Source organism: Saezia sanguinis (assembly GCF_963921665.1).
In the GTDB taxonomy this organism is placed as follows: domain Bacteria; phylum Pseudomonadota; class Gammaproteobacteria; order Burkholderiales; family Burkholderiaceae_C; genus Saezia; species Saezia sanguinis.
Genome location: NZ_CAWUGC010000009.1, coordinates 22867 through 37517, shown reverse-complemented (window position 1 = coordinate 37517; position 14651 = coordinate 22867). Strand labels below are relative to the sequence as shown.

Genomic DNA, 14651 nt, shown 5'->3' with positions numbered 1-14651 from the left:
ATGCATGACAGTCAGCTGGTTGTCGTTATCTGATATGTGTTTAATTTGATGCAGAGTGGTCAGATGAGGGAGCAGGATATGACACATCAACCACTTCAATCATTTCAATACCGGCAGGCGTCATCAACCTGATTTCATCACCTACGCTGGCTTTCAGCAATGCTCTGGCGACTGGAGCAACCCAACTGACCTGCCCTTGCAGCGGATCTGCCTCATCAACGCCCATAATGGTAATCGTCTGCTCAGAACCATCATCTCTCACATAAGTGACAGTTGCGCCAAAAAAAACCTGCTCCTTGCCATGGTGCACACTGGGATCAACCACCTGTGCAATCTCCAGCCGCTTGGTCAAAAAACGAATCCGGCGGTCAATCTCACGCAGGCGCTTTTTCCCGTACAGGTAATCGCCATTTTCTGAACGGTCCCCATTAGATGCCGCCCAGCTGACAATATCCACAACTTTAGGGCGCTCACTTTCAACCAGCGTTTTCAATTCCAGTTGCAAGCGGGCATAACCGGCTGGGGTGATGTAATTTTTACTGCCCTTTGGCAGCAACACCTGCTGCGGCTCTGCATCGTCATCTTCCGCATCTGATTCTTTGACAAAAGCCTTATTCAATTCATACTCCCATTGCCTTTACCATGACCCGCCACTAGCAGTTATTGTAATACGGGCATAAGCCATGATACATGCAAACGCATATCAGCTGCCATACCCACTTGCATGACAAAAGGGCCGCCAGAACGGCAGCCCTTCTTTGCTCTTCAGCCTGTTACAGCTAGCTTTGTATCAGAACATCTGAGTCCAGGTGCTGGTGTCAAATGCTTTTTTACAGCTGGCAACACCGCCCACACTCATTCCCACATAGCCATTGGGACATCCAACACCAAGCGCATCACCTCCAGTTCCACTGCCCAGCCCCGGGTTGTACCCAATGTAGGAAGGGCCACTGGAATCCGTACGATAACCAATATAGTACCCGTCTTCATCATTAATCACACCGTCTCCATTGGTATCCCACCGAATCGACGGCAAGCCGCCGCTGAACAGGTTAACAATGATGGAAATACCCTTGATGCCACCAATCTCGCAGCTTTCCGCCAGACTGCCGGTATCGGTATCCATCGTTGTCAGCGATGTATCAAACACCACATCGGTTCCGATGACAGTCGGTGTATACAGGCTGCGCTGCCCATCTTCCATCGTCAGCGGCAAATCCCAGCCTCTCTGCGTTGTCCAGTTGATCGTCGCATCCGTCACGGTATAGTACGAGCCTGATTGTACCCAGCTCCTGTGCAGCAGTTCGTTATATGTTACCGCTGATGGTGTCGGTGTGATGTGAGAACGGTCCCAAACACCATAGATGGCATCTGTCCCAGTGTCTCCCGTATCGGCCGTGTCATAGAATTTACCGGTACCAAACAGCACCATCCTGCCGCCATTCGGATGTGGATATAGCGCCGGTGCCTGTGTGATTGGCCGATTGTTCTGCGTGGTGAATACCTTACGCGAACTCCAATTGCTGGCACTGATCTGGCTGGAAAGGTCAAAATACCATATCCGCCCTTTCAAGTCGCCGGCATACGCCCCTGTAATGATCTGACTGGAGTTCCTAACCAGCGTCACCCCCATCAGGCCATTGCCGATGGTGGAATCTGTGGCGATTTTCTGAATGATGCTGCCGTTCTTCAGGTTCACCACATACAGGTAGGCCTGACCTGAATCACTATAGGGCCCATTGCCGAATATGCCTACCCAGTCACCGGTTCGGGTATACCCAGCCTGAATTGGCTGCATCACAAATCCCATTTCACTGCCTGCGGTATCTGGCGTCAGCTCCCACAATACCGTATTCTTAACGCTCCCCGTACTGGGGGTGTTCGTGCTTGTTTTGGCATAAGCATTCGGATCGGTCACATCCAGTGCAAATATGGTTTTGCCGCCAGCTCCGGCTGACCCCAGCAGAACATTGCGCCAGCATGATACTGCGCTGCAACCATTCAGGTTGGCATCGGTCAGCGTCAGGTAACCATCCACATAATACCTGTGGTTTTTATCATAGTTCAGCGATGCCAACTGTCCCAGTTTAGACAAAAGCCCATTGGGAATAAAAGCAAACACTTCCTTGCCCGCATCCACCCCGTCGGTCGCAAAGGCATGCAGCATGCCGTCATTAGCGCCAATAAACACTATACCGGCCCGGTTCGCTTTTTCGCTGTGGTACTCTGAATACACACTGCCACCTGACGTATGGGAAAGTGCCCCATATCCCAGGCTGACAGCATCTTTCACATACAGCGGGTTGGAATTCACAATGTCACCCAACACACTGCTGCGCTGGCGGAATGTCACATTATTGGCATAGGTATTATCTCCACGCAGGAATTTCACCAGGTCTTCTGCTGAATTGAGTGTCTGTGCCTGTAAAGCAGTCCGCATGCTGGAAGACAGCGAACTCCACTGGAATTCGACCGCTCTGTCTGCCCCTCCTGTACCAATCCAGATATTGCGGTTTGCATACGTCGGTATATTGCTGCTGGCATTCCACAGGAGTGCCCCCAGGCCTCCGCCACTGGCCAATTTATAAGCAGACAGGTCGCCGGTCCATGTCCCTGTGACATAGCTGGGTGCAAAAGCCGTATTGCCTGCCTCCAGATAATCACTGGATAACACAATGTGCGGTGAAGGCTGGCTCGATACAGCCATACTTTCCATCATGGCAGCCAGGCTGTCGATCAGCAGGTTAACGTCGCTGGCAGATGCATACTCTCCGTGCCCATTGATAGCGGCATGGTACAAGTCGTCAATACGCCCGATACTTGCCGAATCACTCCCCACACTGGGCCAGGTTTTGCTTCCGGCAGCAATCAATGCCAGATCGTCCTCTGTAATATCGCCCTTCACCCCAAAGCCGATCGTATAAGTCGTCATGTGTTGCCACCATGCCGGGTCAGAATCAGAGGTTGGCACCTCATTGGCCAGGGTTGGTCGCAAATCCCGGTTCCAGAAATACATGGCAACGTCTGCCATAGAACCGCTATTCGTCGCGTCACGGTAAATTCTGTTTTCAGGCGCTGTAGCAATGTATTGGTAAGTTCTGCCATCCGGCCCTTCAATCGGCAAGCCGTTGGTATTATCCGCATTGCCCACTTTTGAGGTTAAAGCCGATTCATTCCAACCGCCGTCCGTCACCATCAGGGTATAACTCTTGCGGCATGCCAGATGAGGAGTATTGTTATTTGATCCGGGTTCAGCGCCCCATGGCCCTCTGTTGTCCGCCTGAGAGTAATACGTCCCAACTTCATACAGTGCAGAAAGCGTTGGCGTGCTGTTACTGGTTCCTCGTTCAAAAGCAAACAGCCATTTGTAAAATGTATTGCGGAACGCATCCTCAAAAGGCCTGACCCCCTGCTTGACGTAAGAGTAGGTACCTACGCTGTCAATGTTTCTGGAACTGGCTGCCAGGTTAGCCCAGCCCAGTCGAAAGCGCATGCCATAATCTCTGGCAAACACATGGCTCAATGCGCCAATAGCTGTACGGGCTCTGCCGCGATAATAAACATACCAGTTGGCAAAATTCTGGAACTCCTGTTCCTTGCTGCAGGTATAGTCTCCCCCGCTTTGGGTGCAATCCGTTCGTTTGATTTCAATGTAATTGCTTTGTGACGGATCGCTGGTGTTATACCCGGCATCCCGATACATCTGGGAGATATTCAATCCCGATGAAGGGATATCGGCCACAATAACATGGTTATAGTTATTGATATTTCTGATGTTGGTATTGGTCGTGGAATAAGTGAAATTATCGTTATGTGCATCGGGCCCCTTGTATATAAAATAAATGGCCGGCGTGAAAGGCATTACCCTTCCTGATCCACGTGTACACCCGTAGCTTCCACCATAAAGGCCACAGTAATAGTTTGTTGAAAACGTATAATTTGTATTTTTAAAAGTCAGGTCAATACGCGGTATGGTGGTGTTGTTCACTGTCTCCGCCGCAGCTCCTGCGGTCGTTACGGCATAAATCGGCGCCGCAGATGCAGAATAGGTTGGCATGGGTGTGCCGTCTGCATAAAGCCAGGGGCTGTAAGTTGATGCAGGATTGTAGTACAACTTATTCACCTGCGGAGATCGCCCCATAGCCGCAAAATAATCATTGGTCGCCGTCGAAAGCACATATCGTGCCGTCGAGGTTGACAACAACCCACTTCCGTTTGATGCGCGGTCATCCGGGTGCAGCATCGCGTTATACATCATCGCAGTGGTATTGTTTGTAAACAAGGTGGATGCCAGCGAATCCGGAACTGCCACAGCCCCCATCGACCCGGAATCATCAAAAATCAGCATGATGTTGGGCGAAGCCATGGTACGCGAAGCAACCAGGGGCGTTTGTGCTGGTTCTGCCTCGGATGTCGTCTGAGCATATGAGGCAAAAGGCATGGTGATCATTTGGGCGCTGATCAGCAATGCCAGTGTCGTTTTAGTGGCTTTTCTCCTGGTCTGAATAGACGGAAAAAACTGATTGATGGTTTTCATAACCGAACTCCCTTTTGAGTAAGTTCAAAGGTGCTTTTACTACTCTGTCGCCTGCACCTGAGCATTCAATAAAATATGAATTTATATCTTTGGTATATAACAAAAGGATAACTTCTACGATCTGCAGGCTCAACCCTGATTACAACCGTTTATCGGGAAAATACGACCATCTGTCAAATTATCATGTCACACCTTAAAACATAACAACACTTCATATAAGCCGGCATTTTGCTGGAATCAGAAAACCATTACGCCCCCTTGGTCTAAATAGACACTTGCATACAAAAATGAAAAAGGCCGCCGTTCTGGCAGCCCTTTTTCGCTCAAGCCTGTTACAGCCGTGTGTCAGAACATCTGGGTCCAGGTGCTGGTGTCAAACGCTCTTTTACAGCTGGCGACCCCACCCACACTTGCCCCCACATATCCGTTTTCACATGCAATAGCAAGCGGATCATTTCCAGAACTACCCAGTCCTGGGTTATATCCGATGTAGGATGGACCGCTCGTGTTGGTGCGGTAACCAATGTAATACCCATCCTGATCATCAATCACCCCGTCTCCATTGGTATCCCACTTCAGTGATGGCAAACCACCGCTAAACAGATTGGCAACGATCGTGATTCCTTTTACCCCCCCAACATCACAGCTTTCCGCCAGACTGCCGGTATCGGTATTCATTGTTGTCAATGTAGTATCAAATACCACATCGGTCCCGATCAACTGCGGTGTATACAAGCTGCGCTGCCCGTTTTCCATCGTCAGCGGCAAATCCCAGCCCCTCTGCGTTGACCAGTTGATCGTCGCATCCGTCACCGTAAAATACTGGCCTGACTGTGTCCATGACCTGTGCAGCAAATCGCTATAAGTCACTGCTGCGGGTTTGGGTGTGAGATGGGAGCGGTCCCAAACACCATAGATGGCATCTGTCCCGGTGTCTCCCGTGTCGGCGGTGTCATAGAACTTCCCGGTACCAAACAGCACCATTCTGCCACCATTGGGATGCGGATACAGTGCCGGTGCCTGTGTGATCGGCCGGTTGTTCTGTGTGGTAAATACCTTGCGCGAACCCCAGTTGCTGGCACTGATCTGACTAGAAAGGTCAAAATACCATATCCGCCCTTTTAGGTCTCCTGCATATGCGCCGATAATGATCTGGCTGGAGTCTTTAACCAACGTTACTCCCATCAAGCCATTACCGATAGTGGAATCTGTAGCGATTTTCTGAATGATGTCACCGTTCTTCAGGTTCACCACATACAGGTAGGCCTGGCCTGAATCACTGTAGGGTCCATTGCCAAAAACGGCTACCCAGTCACCGGTTTTGGTATACCCGGCCTGAATCGACTGCATCACATACCCCATCTCACTGCCTGCGGTATCTGGCGTCAGCTCCCACAATACCGTATTCCTGATACTCCCTGTACTGGGAGTGTTCGTGCTGGTTTTGGCATAAGCATTCGGATCAGTCACATCCAGTGCAAATATTGTTTTGCCACCAGCCCCGGCTGACCCCAGCAGAATATTACGCCAGCACGATACCGCATTACACTTATTCAGGTTGGCGTCTGTCAGCGTCAGATAACCATCCACATAGTACTGATGGTTCTTCTCATAGTATAACGAAGCTAAATTTGGCAGTTTGGATAAGAGCGCATTCGGAATGAAGGCAAACACTTCCTTGCCCGCATCCACCCCGTCGGTCGCAAAGGCATGCAGCATGCCGTCATTGGCGCCAATGAACACCATACCGGCCCGGTTCGCTTTGTTACTGTGGTACTCTGAATACACACTGCCGCCTGACGTGTGGGAGAATGATCCATATCCCAAACTGGTCGCATCTTTTACCACAAGCGGATTGGAGTTCACAATATCACCCAGCACGCTACTGCGTTCACGGTAAATCGCTGCCCCGCCTGTTGCCTTGCTGCTATCGCCACGCAAGTAATTCACAAGGTTTTCGTTGCTCAAAGCTGTCTGCATGGACGGCGATAACGACCCCCATTTGAATTCAACCACCTTATTGGCAGAGCCGGTGCCTATCCAGATATTGCGGTCTGCATAAGCAGGAATACCATTCGATGCTTTCCATACTTCAGCCCCCACGCTACCGTTGTTTCCCAGCGCATAGGCAGAAAACTCCCCGGTCCACTGCCCGGTGACATAAGTTGAGCCATAAACCTGATTGCCTGCTGTCAGGTAGCCACTCGCCAAAACCACATGAGGTGCTGGCTGATTGGTCACAGAAATACTTTCCATCACCGTTCCAAGACTGGTAATCAGATTGTCCACATTATTAGCAGACGAATATGAGCCGCGTCCGGTCACCCCGGCATGCCAGTTATCGTTTGCGACGGCAGCTCCCCATTTGGTGGTGCCGGCGACCAGTGCATCCCAATCAGAGTCTTTCAGCGATCCACTGGTACCATACCCTACTGTGTGCGTCACCATGTGCTGCCAGAAAGCAGGGTCCCCGGTGCGCGATACACTGCTCGGACCTGAGGTAGGCACCATGTTCTCAAGATCTGGCCGCAAGTCTGTAACCCAATAATAGTGGGCCACATCGGCCAGCATACCGGTAACATTCGGGTTCTGATAAGGATACTCCGGCGTATAGGCATATGTGGTGCCATCTGGCTTGCTATGCGTGGGACCATTCACGTTGACGCCATAAGTAGGATAGATTCTGGCTCCGTTCCAGCCCCCGTCAGTCATCAGAATGGTAAAACTCTTCCGGCATGCCAGATGTTCTGTTTTGTTATTCACATTGCCAGGCTCTGCACTCCAGGGGCCACCATCGGATCTATCCGTATAATATGTCCCGATAGCGTTCAGCGCCTGCAGGGTTGGGGTATTGGTATTCATCCCCTGCTCCAGGCCATACAACCATGTATACAGTGCTGTCCGATGTGTACCCTCATACAGGCGCACCTGCTGGGCAACATAACTGGTAAAAGTCCCCCAGCCCAAACGGTACTTCATATCATAGTCTTTGGCGAATACGTGCGTCATTGCCCCAATGGCTGTGCGCACCCGACCACGATAAAATACATACCAGTTGGTAAAGTTCTGAAACTCTTCTTCCTTGGTACACTGCCGGGTTCCATCGGCATTCTCTCTTGCACAATCAGTCCGGGTTGATGCCTGTGTAATACCCGATGCAGGAATATCTTCAAGAATAACGACCCTGTAATTACTCAGTGTTCTCTCTGCGGTTGTATTTGAAGAAACATAATCCGGATTATTCTCTGCGGGCGTGTAGATATAATAAACCGCCGGCGTAAATTTAAACGTTCCGGTACCATAGGTGCTATTACACACATCGTTATAAGTTGTGTCCGTCGACCCTCGGCAATAATAGCGCGCAAAAGGAATACCCCCGGTCACATTTCTGGCACCAAACTTAAACTCAACATTTTTCCCGCGTAAATTCACCGTCGGACTGCCAGCAGTGCCAGCCAGAATCGGCGCCGCTTCTGGCGAAGGGGTGGCCATTAAGGAACCATCCGCTCTTGCCCACGGTTTATAGGTAATGGTCGGGTTATAATAGATTTTGTTGATCTGCGGCGACCTCATTCTCATATTGGCAATGTTATTAGGGGTGCCATGGTCGTCCAGGCCATCGCCACCCACATATACATAAGTTGTCGCTGGAATATACCCTCTATAACTGGCATTGGTTGAACTGTAATCATCCGGGTGGAAAGAGCCTACGCTTTGGCTCGTGGCATAGGCACTGCTGAGCCCATCAGGCATCGACAGTGCCACCATGGATGTCGACGTATCAAAAGACAACATGATATTGGGTGACGCCATGGTCCGCGAAACAATCAAAGGCGCTTGCGCCGGCTCAGTTGCAACCACCGTTTGCGCGTATGATGCAACAGGCATTGTGATCATTTGCGCACTGACAAGCAGCGCCAATATGGCTTTCCCAGCCTTTATCCTCATCTGTACAGATGAAAGAATACAATTAGAATTTTTCATGCCCTAAACCTTCCATTTCACAATGAAAATGAATTTAATTTATTTTTTATATGATGTGTATGCCTGTTATATAGCGGCTATTTCCAGCACTTGTCAACATCCCCTGCGGCACCGCGTACGCCCGCAGCCGTCAGGGTTAAAGTACCGCAATCATCAGCAAAATTGGGCACGGCCTGAACCTGAAAGTCTGTCGCCGTCTGGCTTGTAATACTGATGGTATAACGTTGTGTACCATTTTCCGGTGATCTTGTTAAGTTGGCAGGTAATGCAACGCCTGCATAGGTATTTTTAACGCTGTAGGAACGCTGCAAGGTATGAGCAGCCTCCATCAACACGGCACGTGCGTCTGTACGGTAGCCTCTCTTGAGAAACTCCACAAAAGAGGGATATGCAAAAGCAGCCAGAATTCCCACAACCGCCACAACTATCATCAACTCAATCAGCGTGAATCCTCTCGCTCTTTGTTGAATTACCTGTTTCATTTTGTTTTCCTTAAAAACGGATTATCTGGAAGAGATAAAAGCCTAAATTTCAGCCCACCACCCCATGCTTAACTGACAACGCGCCCAACCACAATCTGCATCCAGACCTGGGCCCCTGTTTTAGAAAGGCCATTGCTATCTTGTGTGAAATTGGGGCTGTATCCACGTGTTGTAATTCTGTAGGCAACTGAACGGCGACCAGAAACTTCGGAAGTTGAATTGAACTCCACGTAGGCCGTAATATCTTCAATCAAACAGTCGGACTGAATAGAAGTAGACGTATAACCAGTCATGCTGCCACCCAGATCGGCCAGATCCAATTGATGGTAGCCAGAGTTCCCGCCTCCCCAATAGCTCATCGTCTGCCACCGGGTTCCTGTATACGTATTCAGATTCGTTACACCTGCTGGTGCACTTGCTGCACTTAAGGTCCCGGCAAATACACCTGCCTTGCAATAATTCATGGCTGACTCGGCAGCCTGTGTGGCCATGGCTCTGGCACGGGTATTGTTATTGACCAGTTCATCTACGCCTGACAGACGGATAGCTGCTACAGCAGTAACGGCCATCACAACCATCAAAACCAAAGCGATAACCAGAATAACGCCTTTTTGCTGATCGGTACGGATTGTCTTTTTCATTTTAGAACTCTCTGTTTAAAGTCGTTAGAACCCGGCACCTACGTTGGGAATTTCCACCGTTGTGAACATTGCTCTGTGCAAATAACCAGTCCCTGGATCTGGCTGAGCGACACCATCGCAATCAGTGTAATCAAAGCTGGGAGCCGATGAAACGGGTTCCCGGCTGCGTACCAGCACGCATACCCGAACAGACGTTACGCGGTTCCAGCGGTCATACCCTTCTGTGCCTGAAACGGTTTCATTGGGAAAGCTACTGGCCACCTGCGATGCCGTCATATAGCCAGAAGTAACTTTAGCTGTGGTAACAAAACCGCCGCTATCTTTCACCCGCTCTGCAACACCGTACCAGAGCTTCATCTGCACAATATTGGAAACCAGCTCCGTTGCACCGTTCTTGCCATTGCCCCAGCACATCAGGGTGTTGCCGCTGATATAAAAGCGGTTATCGACAATCATGATTGTTGAACCATCAGCCCTTGTCAACTCATTGGCAGAACCTGTCACTTCTTCTCCGGAACAGTCCCGGGGATCCAGATCGGTCGCTGACACGGAACCAACCGGTATTTGTTGCAGTTGCCCACCCTGATAACGCAGTGCAATTGAATCACTGCCAGTACCAACGGCAGGACACGCTGCCCCCCAGTCAGCTACGCTGGAAGAGACTGTAGTTGAAACATTTGCCCCCTGGCACCCCAGCAGATAGGGACTATCCAGTAAAGTAACGCTATTTCTGAGGCGTGGCCTGTCTTTCAGGGGGTCCGGCACTTCGGTAAACTCTTCATAGCCGGCGTTACGCACCCCTCTGGCAATGGTGTTCAGTGCAATTTGCCCGTCTTCCATCATCTGGGAAAGACTTTGCTGCAAGCGTCCGCTCTTGGTTGAGCTGGATACATTTAACAAAATAGCAGCCAGAACAACCATCATGATCACCATGGCAACCATGATTTCAATGATCGTCATCCCTTTTTGCTTGCGCAATGTCGCCACAGAAAAAGCAGAAGGTTTTAATTGTATGTATCTCATATTTTCACCCTCATGCTCAGGCATTGTGTATTAGCAGTTATCCCACTTATCCCGGTTCCAGCACACGACCCCAAGTCCACAGTACCTTTGCTGGCAGGCTCCTGCCACACCAGGATTACATCTACATAATCCGCACCGCTTTTAACCTGCAAATCACCTTCCGGCAACTGCGCACGGGCACTCTGCCGCGCCCAGGCGATATCAGATGCGGCAATCTGAGCAGTACCGCAGGTATATGAATTCTGGCAGCCAGGGGTGCTCACTGCCGCTCCAGCGGAATATGTGTAATTGTAGCTAGAGAGTCCATCCGGATTGGCCCGAATACTTGCTGCCAGCCCATTACCAACCTGTGAAGCAATGCCGCGATAGTAAGCCATTGAACTGTATTGCATGGAACTGGCCTGTAATGCAAGCATTGATAAAAAACCCAGTGTGATCAGCACAATCGCCACAAGGACCTCCAACAGAGAAAACCCCTTTGCTTTGTTTCTTTTTAAGTTCATCATTTTCTGCTGCCTATATGCAAATATTAAGTTAAGCCGGTTATGATGCACCGTCCGCCACCGCCAACCCGGTTGGAGTTACCGTGATGGTTTTCCCCAGGTTCGCTTCATTAGAGGTGGGCAAGATTTTGACAGTGCAAGAGGGGTAGCGCCCCATAGCACTCACTTTGATAGCGCCGCAGCTAGATGTCACCGATACGCCAGAACTCTCATAAACCTGAATGACTCTGAGTACACTTGATCCATCTGGAATATAGACCATCCACCGATCACCAAAAGCGTTGCCGCTTGTCGAGCAGGCTGATCCGGCAGCATTGGCTCCGCAAACCGCGACTTCCCGCCCCACAGTCATTGCCTCTGATCTGGCCAGCTGCAGGCTCGCAGCCATTTGTACTGCTGCTGAATTGGTCTGGCGCTTTTTGACAAAATCAAAATAGGAAGGCACTCCCCACAGCGCAATAATCGCAACAATTGCAAGCACTGTCATCAACTCAATCAGAGTAAAACCGCGTTGCCTTCCCTCATCATGCACCCAATGAACGTGTTTCATCATTTTCCTTAAATATACGGCATGGTTATGCTTTCTTTATGCCCTTAGCATATCGACGCAGCCATACGGCTTCAAGTATGCGTTTCGCCGCTCATCGGGGAAAATCTACCGTTTATCGGATTGGCTCCCTATTCGTGAACATATTCACACCAAATCAGGCAAAACAATTTGTCCCGGATATCGGGATTATTTTCCTAACCAATTGAAAATAAACGTTAAAAATGATCAGTCCATGGGCAAGGTACTGTGGGGCAGCCAGGGCACAGGATAAGATGGCAGCTCTTTCCCTGTGGATATGGCTTGTTGCAGGTCTGCAATAGCCTGCTCTGGGTTGGCGGCCTGGGTAACCGCGCTGACCACCGCAATACCCTGCGCACCGCAACGTACCGCTTCCCGGCTGCGGGCTTCATTCAGCCCGGCAATTGCCACTACCGGCTCGCGTAACACCTTACACCAGTACGCCAGATTCCCCTCGCCTTGCGGAATCCAGGGCATTTCTTTGGTTGAAGTGGCATGAATCGGCCCGCAGGCGATGTAACTGGGCGCTACCGCACGCGCCCGGCACACCTGCCAGATGCTGTGGGTAGACACCCCCAGCCGCAAACCTGCTGCGCGAATGGCATCCAGATCAGCCGTTTCCAGGTCTTCCTGCCCCAGATGCACGCCATAAGCACCATGCTCTATAGCCAGCTTCCAGTGGTCATTGACAAAAAACTGAACCCCTGCCTGCTGCGTGCAAGCCACACTGCGCTTAACTTCCTGGGCCAGAAAACCTGCATTTTCCAGCCGTTTGTCGTCCGACTTGATACGCAACTGTACCGTTTTAGCACCCGCTTGAACCACCCGTTCAACCCACTCCGCGCTTTCAACCACAGGGTAAAGCCCCATCCAGTTATCGCTCAGCGCAGGAAATGGCTGCACAACCTGCCCCTGCGACGAGCGCAGAAATGGAATCAGGTCGCTTTGCCACGTAAAGTCTGGCGCAATACACACCGTACCGGCCCCTGCGCCTGCCGGGTAGCCATGTGTTACCGCACTGGTGGTTGCCATTTTGGCCAGAATAATCGCATCGGCAGCACAAAACCCCAGCGCCATGGCTGCGGTAACGCTCGCCGTAAATGTGCACCCGGTACCATGGGTGGTGGTGCTGACCACGCGCGGCAACCCCAGCCATCCGCAGGCCTGCGGCGTATCCATCCAGTCATCGGCCCACGGGGTCAGCGGGCCGTCCACCCCACCCCCAACATCGCCCCCGGTCACCACCACAGACTGCGCGCCTAAAGCACGAATGGCCTGTGCCAGTTCCGGCACACTGACGCCAGCGGATACCGCGCTGCCTGCATCTTCCCCCGTCACCAGCCACAAAGCCTCGGCCTGGTTAGGTTTAACCACAGTGGCTCTCGGCAACAGCTCACGCAGCATGGCTTCACGCAGTGTTTCTCCGGCAAGCTCGGCCCCGGTACTGGCACGGCGGATCGGGTCCACAACCAGTGCAATATGGCGCTCAGGGTGATCGGCGCGCAGCCTGTCCACCCACTTGGCAACCACACCCACATTTTCCGCACTGGCGAGCATTCCTGTCTTGATCGCTACCGGCGGCAGGTCTTTGGCCAGCGCATTCAGTTGTGCATCCAGCATTTGCGGAGAAACCGCCTCAATGCGTTCAACCGCCACCGAGTTCTGCGCGGTTACCGCAGCAATCGCGGTACACCCATGCACGCCGAACAGATTGAATGCACGCAGATCAGCCTGAATACCGGCGCCGCCCCCACTGTCGGAGCCTGCAATTGACCACACCACCGGGCGGGCGGCTGAAGGAAATGCTGTTGATGAATTTTTAATGCTGCTCATGGTTGCTTGTTCGGAGTTTTGCATGGTCAATTTTATATACAGGCCGATATGTTACAGAAATATACTACAGCGTAAAGGGTTGCCCGGTGACAGGGGTGGTTGCCACCGCCATGTCCTGCCTGGCAATGATGCCGGCCTGATACGCAATGCGCCCTGCCTCGATCGCCAGTTTAAACGCCCTTGCCATCTGCACCGGGTCACTGGCCTGTGCCACTGCCGAATTCAGCAGTACCGCATCAAACCCCAGTTGCATGGCCTGTACCGCATCTGCCGGTGAGCCGATACCGGCATCCACAATCAGCGGCACATCCGGCAGCCTGGCTCTGAGTGTGCGCAACGCAAACGGATTGACCAGCCCCTGCCCGGAGCCGATGGGCGCCCCCCATGGCATCAAAATACGGCAGCCCACATCCAGCAGGCGCTGGCAGGTCACCAGATCATCGGTACAGTATGGGAATACCTCAAACCCGGCATTCACCAGCTCCTGCGCGGCCTTGACCAGTTCAAACGGATCGGGCTGCAGTGTGTAATCATCCCCCACCACCTCCAGCTTGATCCAGTTGGTATCAAACAGCTCACGCGCCATCTGCGCCAGCGTCACCGCTTCACGCGCACTGCGGCACCCTGCTGTATTGGGCAGCAAACGCGCACCCGAAGCGCGAATGATGTCATAAAAACCATTCGCTCCCGCACCATGCGCAAGCTGGCGCTTCAACCCTACCGTCACCACCTGCACACCGGCAGCGGTAATCGCCTGGCGCAACACTTCGGGCGACGGATATCCGGCCGTCCCCAGAAAAAAACGGCTTTCCAGTTCAACATCTGCAATTCGAAATTTCATCATAATTCCTTCCTAAAGGGTTCCATCAGCCACCGGTAATCGGCTGAAACGTCATCACTTCATCGCCTTCTTTCAACTGATACGCAGCACGTGCATCGCGCGCGACAAACTCCCCGTTGACGGCGGTAGCAAGCGACGCCGCCTCCCCGATCAGAGAAACAAATGCCGCCAGCGTCATGGCCGGCAAATGCTGCGGCTCACCATTGAGCATGATTGTGATCGTTGTTCCCATACCTGTT

General features: G+C 51.7%; 11 protein-coding genes. All 11 read right to left on the bottom strand.

Going from position 1 to position 14651, the window contains the following annotated elements:
* Positions 1 to 40: 40 nt before the first annotated feature.
* Complete coding sequence (greB, locus tag AACY98_RS06085) at positions 41 to 619, bottom strand: transcription elongation factor GreB (RefSeq protein WP_339802878.1); 579 nt, start codon at positions 617 to 619, stop codon at positions 41 to 43.
* Between the two features lie 171 nt (positions 620 to 790).
* Positions 791 to 4537 carry a pilus assembly protein gene (locus tag AACY98_RS06080; RefSeq protein ID WP_339802875.1) on the bottom strand — a complete coding sequence of 1249 codons (3747 nt, stop codon included), beginning with the start codon at positions 4535 to 4537 and terminating at the stop codon, positions 791 to 793.
* 345 nt (positions 4538 to 4882) lie between these two features.
* Positions 4883 to 8425, bottom strand: a complete 3543-nt coding sequence (locus tag AACY98_RS06075) for a pilus assembly protein (RefSeq protein ID WP_339802871.1) — start codon at positions 8423 to 8425, stop codon at positions 4883 to 4885.
* A gap of 173 nt (positions 8426 to 8598) precedes the next feature.
* Positions 8599 to 9003 carry a type IV pilin protein gene (locus AACY98_RS06070; RefSeq protein ID WP_126980705.1) on the bottom strand — a complete coding sequence of 135 codons (405 nt, stop codon included), beginning with the start codon at positions 9001 to 9003 and terminating at the stop codon, positions 8599 to 8601.
* Between the two features lie 68 nt (positions 9004 to 9071).
* Positions 9072 to 9644 carry a pilus assembly PilX family protein gene (locus AACY98_RS06065; protein ID WP_339802867.1) on the bottom strand — a complete coding sequence of 191 codons (573 nt, stop codon included), beginning with the start codon at positions 9642 to 9644 and terminating at the stop codon, positions 9072 to 9074.
* 24 nt (positions 9645 to 9668) lie between these two features.
* Positions 9669 to 10667, bottom strand: a complete 999-nt coding sequence (locus tag AACY98_RS06060) for a PilW family protein (RefSeq protein ID WP_339802864.1) — start codon at positions 10665 to 10667, stop codon at positions 9669 to 9671.
* Positions 10664 to 11173 (bottom strand): type IV pilus modification protein PilV, encoded by a 510-nt coding sequence (pilV, locus tag AACY98_RS06055; RefSeq protein ID WP_339802861.1) that lies wholly within the window; start codon positions 11171 to 11173, stop codon positions 10664 to 10666. The genes AACY98_RS06060 and pilV overlap by 4 nt, the downstream gene beginning before the upstream one ends.
* 37 nt (positions 11174 to 11210) lie before the next feature.
* Positions 11211 to 11723, bottom strand: coding sequence for a GspH/FimT family pseudopilin (locus AACY98_RS06050; RefSeq protein ID WP_339802858.1), 513 nt, complete (start codon positions 11721 to 11723; stop codon positions 11211 to 11213).
* A gap of 222 nt (positions 11724 to 11945) precedes the next feature.
* Positions 11946 to 13571, bottom strand: a complete 1626-nt coding sequence (thiD, locus tag AACY98_RS06045) for a bifunctional hydroxymethylpyrimidine kinase/phosphomethylpyrimidine kinase (RefSeq protein ID WP_339802855.1) — start codon at positions 13569 to 13571, stop codon at positions 11946 to 11948.
* Between the two features lie 64 nt (positions 13572 to 13635).
* Entirely contained in the window at positions 13636 to 14412 is a 777-nt protein-coding gene (locus AACY98_RS06040; RefSeq protein ID WP_423817536.1) for a thiazole synthase, read from the bottom strand.
* A 25-nt stretch (positions 14413 to 14437) separates the two neighbouring features.
* The gene (gene thiS, locus AACY98_RS06035) at positions 14438 to 14644 is read right to left on the bottom strand and encodes a sulfur carrier protein ThiS (protein ID WP_339802849.1); all 207 of its coding nucleotides are present in this window, start codon (positions 14642 to 14644) and stop codon (positions 14438 to 14440) included.
* Positions 14645 to 14651: the final 7 nt, after the last annotated feature.

Coding starts and splice junctions, on each gene's coding strand:
- AACY98_RS06065 (WP_339802867.1), bottom strand. CDS start 9,644: ATGAAAAAGACAATCCGTACCGATCAGCAAAAAGGCGTTATTCTGGTT.
- thiD (WP_339802855.1), bottom strand. CDS start 13,571: ATGAGCAGCATTAAAAATTCATCAACAGCATTTCCTTCAGCCGCCCGC.
- AACY98_RS06080 (WP_339802875.1), bottom strand. CDS start 4,537: ATGAAAACCATCAATCAGTTTTTTCCGTCTATTCAGACCAGGAGAAAA.
- AACY98_RS06070 (WP_126980705.1), bottom strand. CDS start 9,003: ATGAAACAGGTAATTCAACAAAGAGCGAGAGGATTCACGCTGATTGAG.
- thiS (WP_339802849.1), bottom strand. CDS start 14,644: ATGGGAACAACGATCACAATCATGCTCAATGGTGAGCCGCAGCATTTG.
- AACY98_RS06075 (WP_339802871.1), bottom strand. CDS start 8,425: ATGCCTGTTGCATCATACGCGCAAACGGTGGTTGCAACTGAGCCGGCG.
- AACY98_RS06040 (WP_423817536.1), bottom strand. CDS start 14,412: ATGAAATTTCGAATTGCAGATGTTGAACTGGAAAGCCGTTTTTTTCTG.
- AACY98_RS06060 (WP_339802864.1), bottom strand. CDS start 10,667: ATGAGATACATACAATTAAAACCTTCTGCTTTTTCTGTGGCGACATTG.
- pilV (WP_339802861.1), bottom strand. CDS start 11,173: ATGATGAACTTAAAAAGAAACAAAGCAAAGGGGTTTTCTCTGTTGGAG.
- AACY98_RS06050 (WP_339802858.1), bottom strand. CDS start 11,723: ATGATGAAACACGTTCATTGGGTGCATGATGAGGGAAGGCAACGCGGT.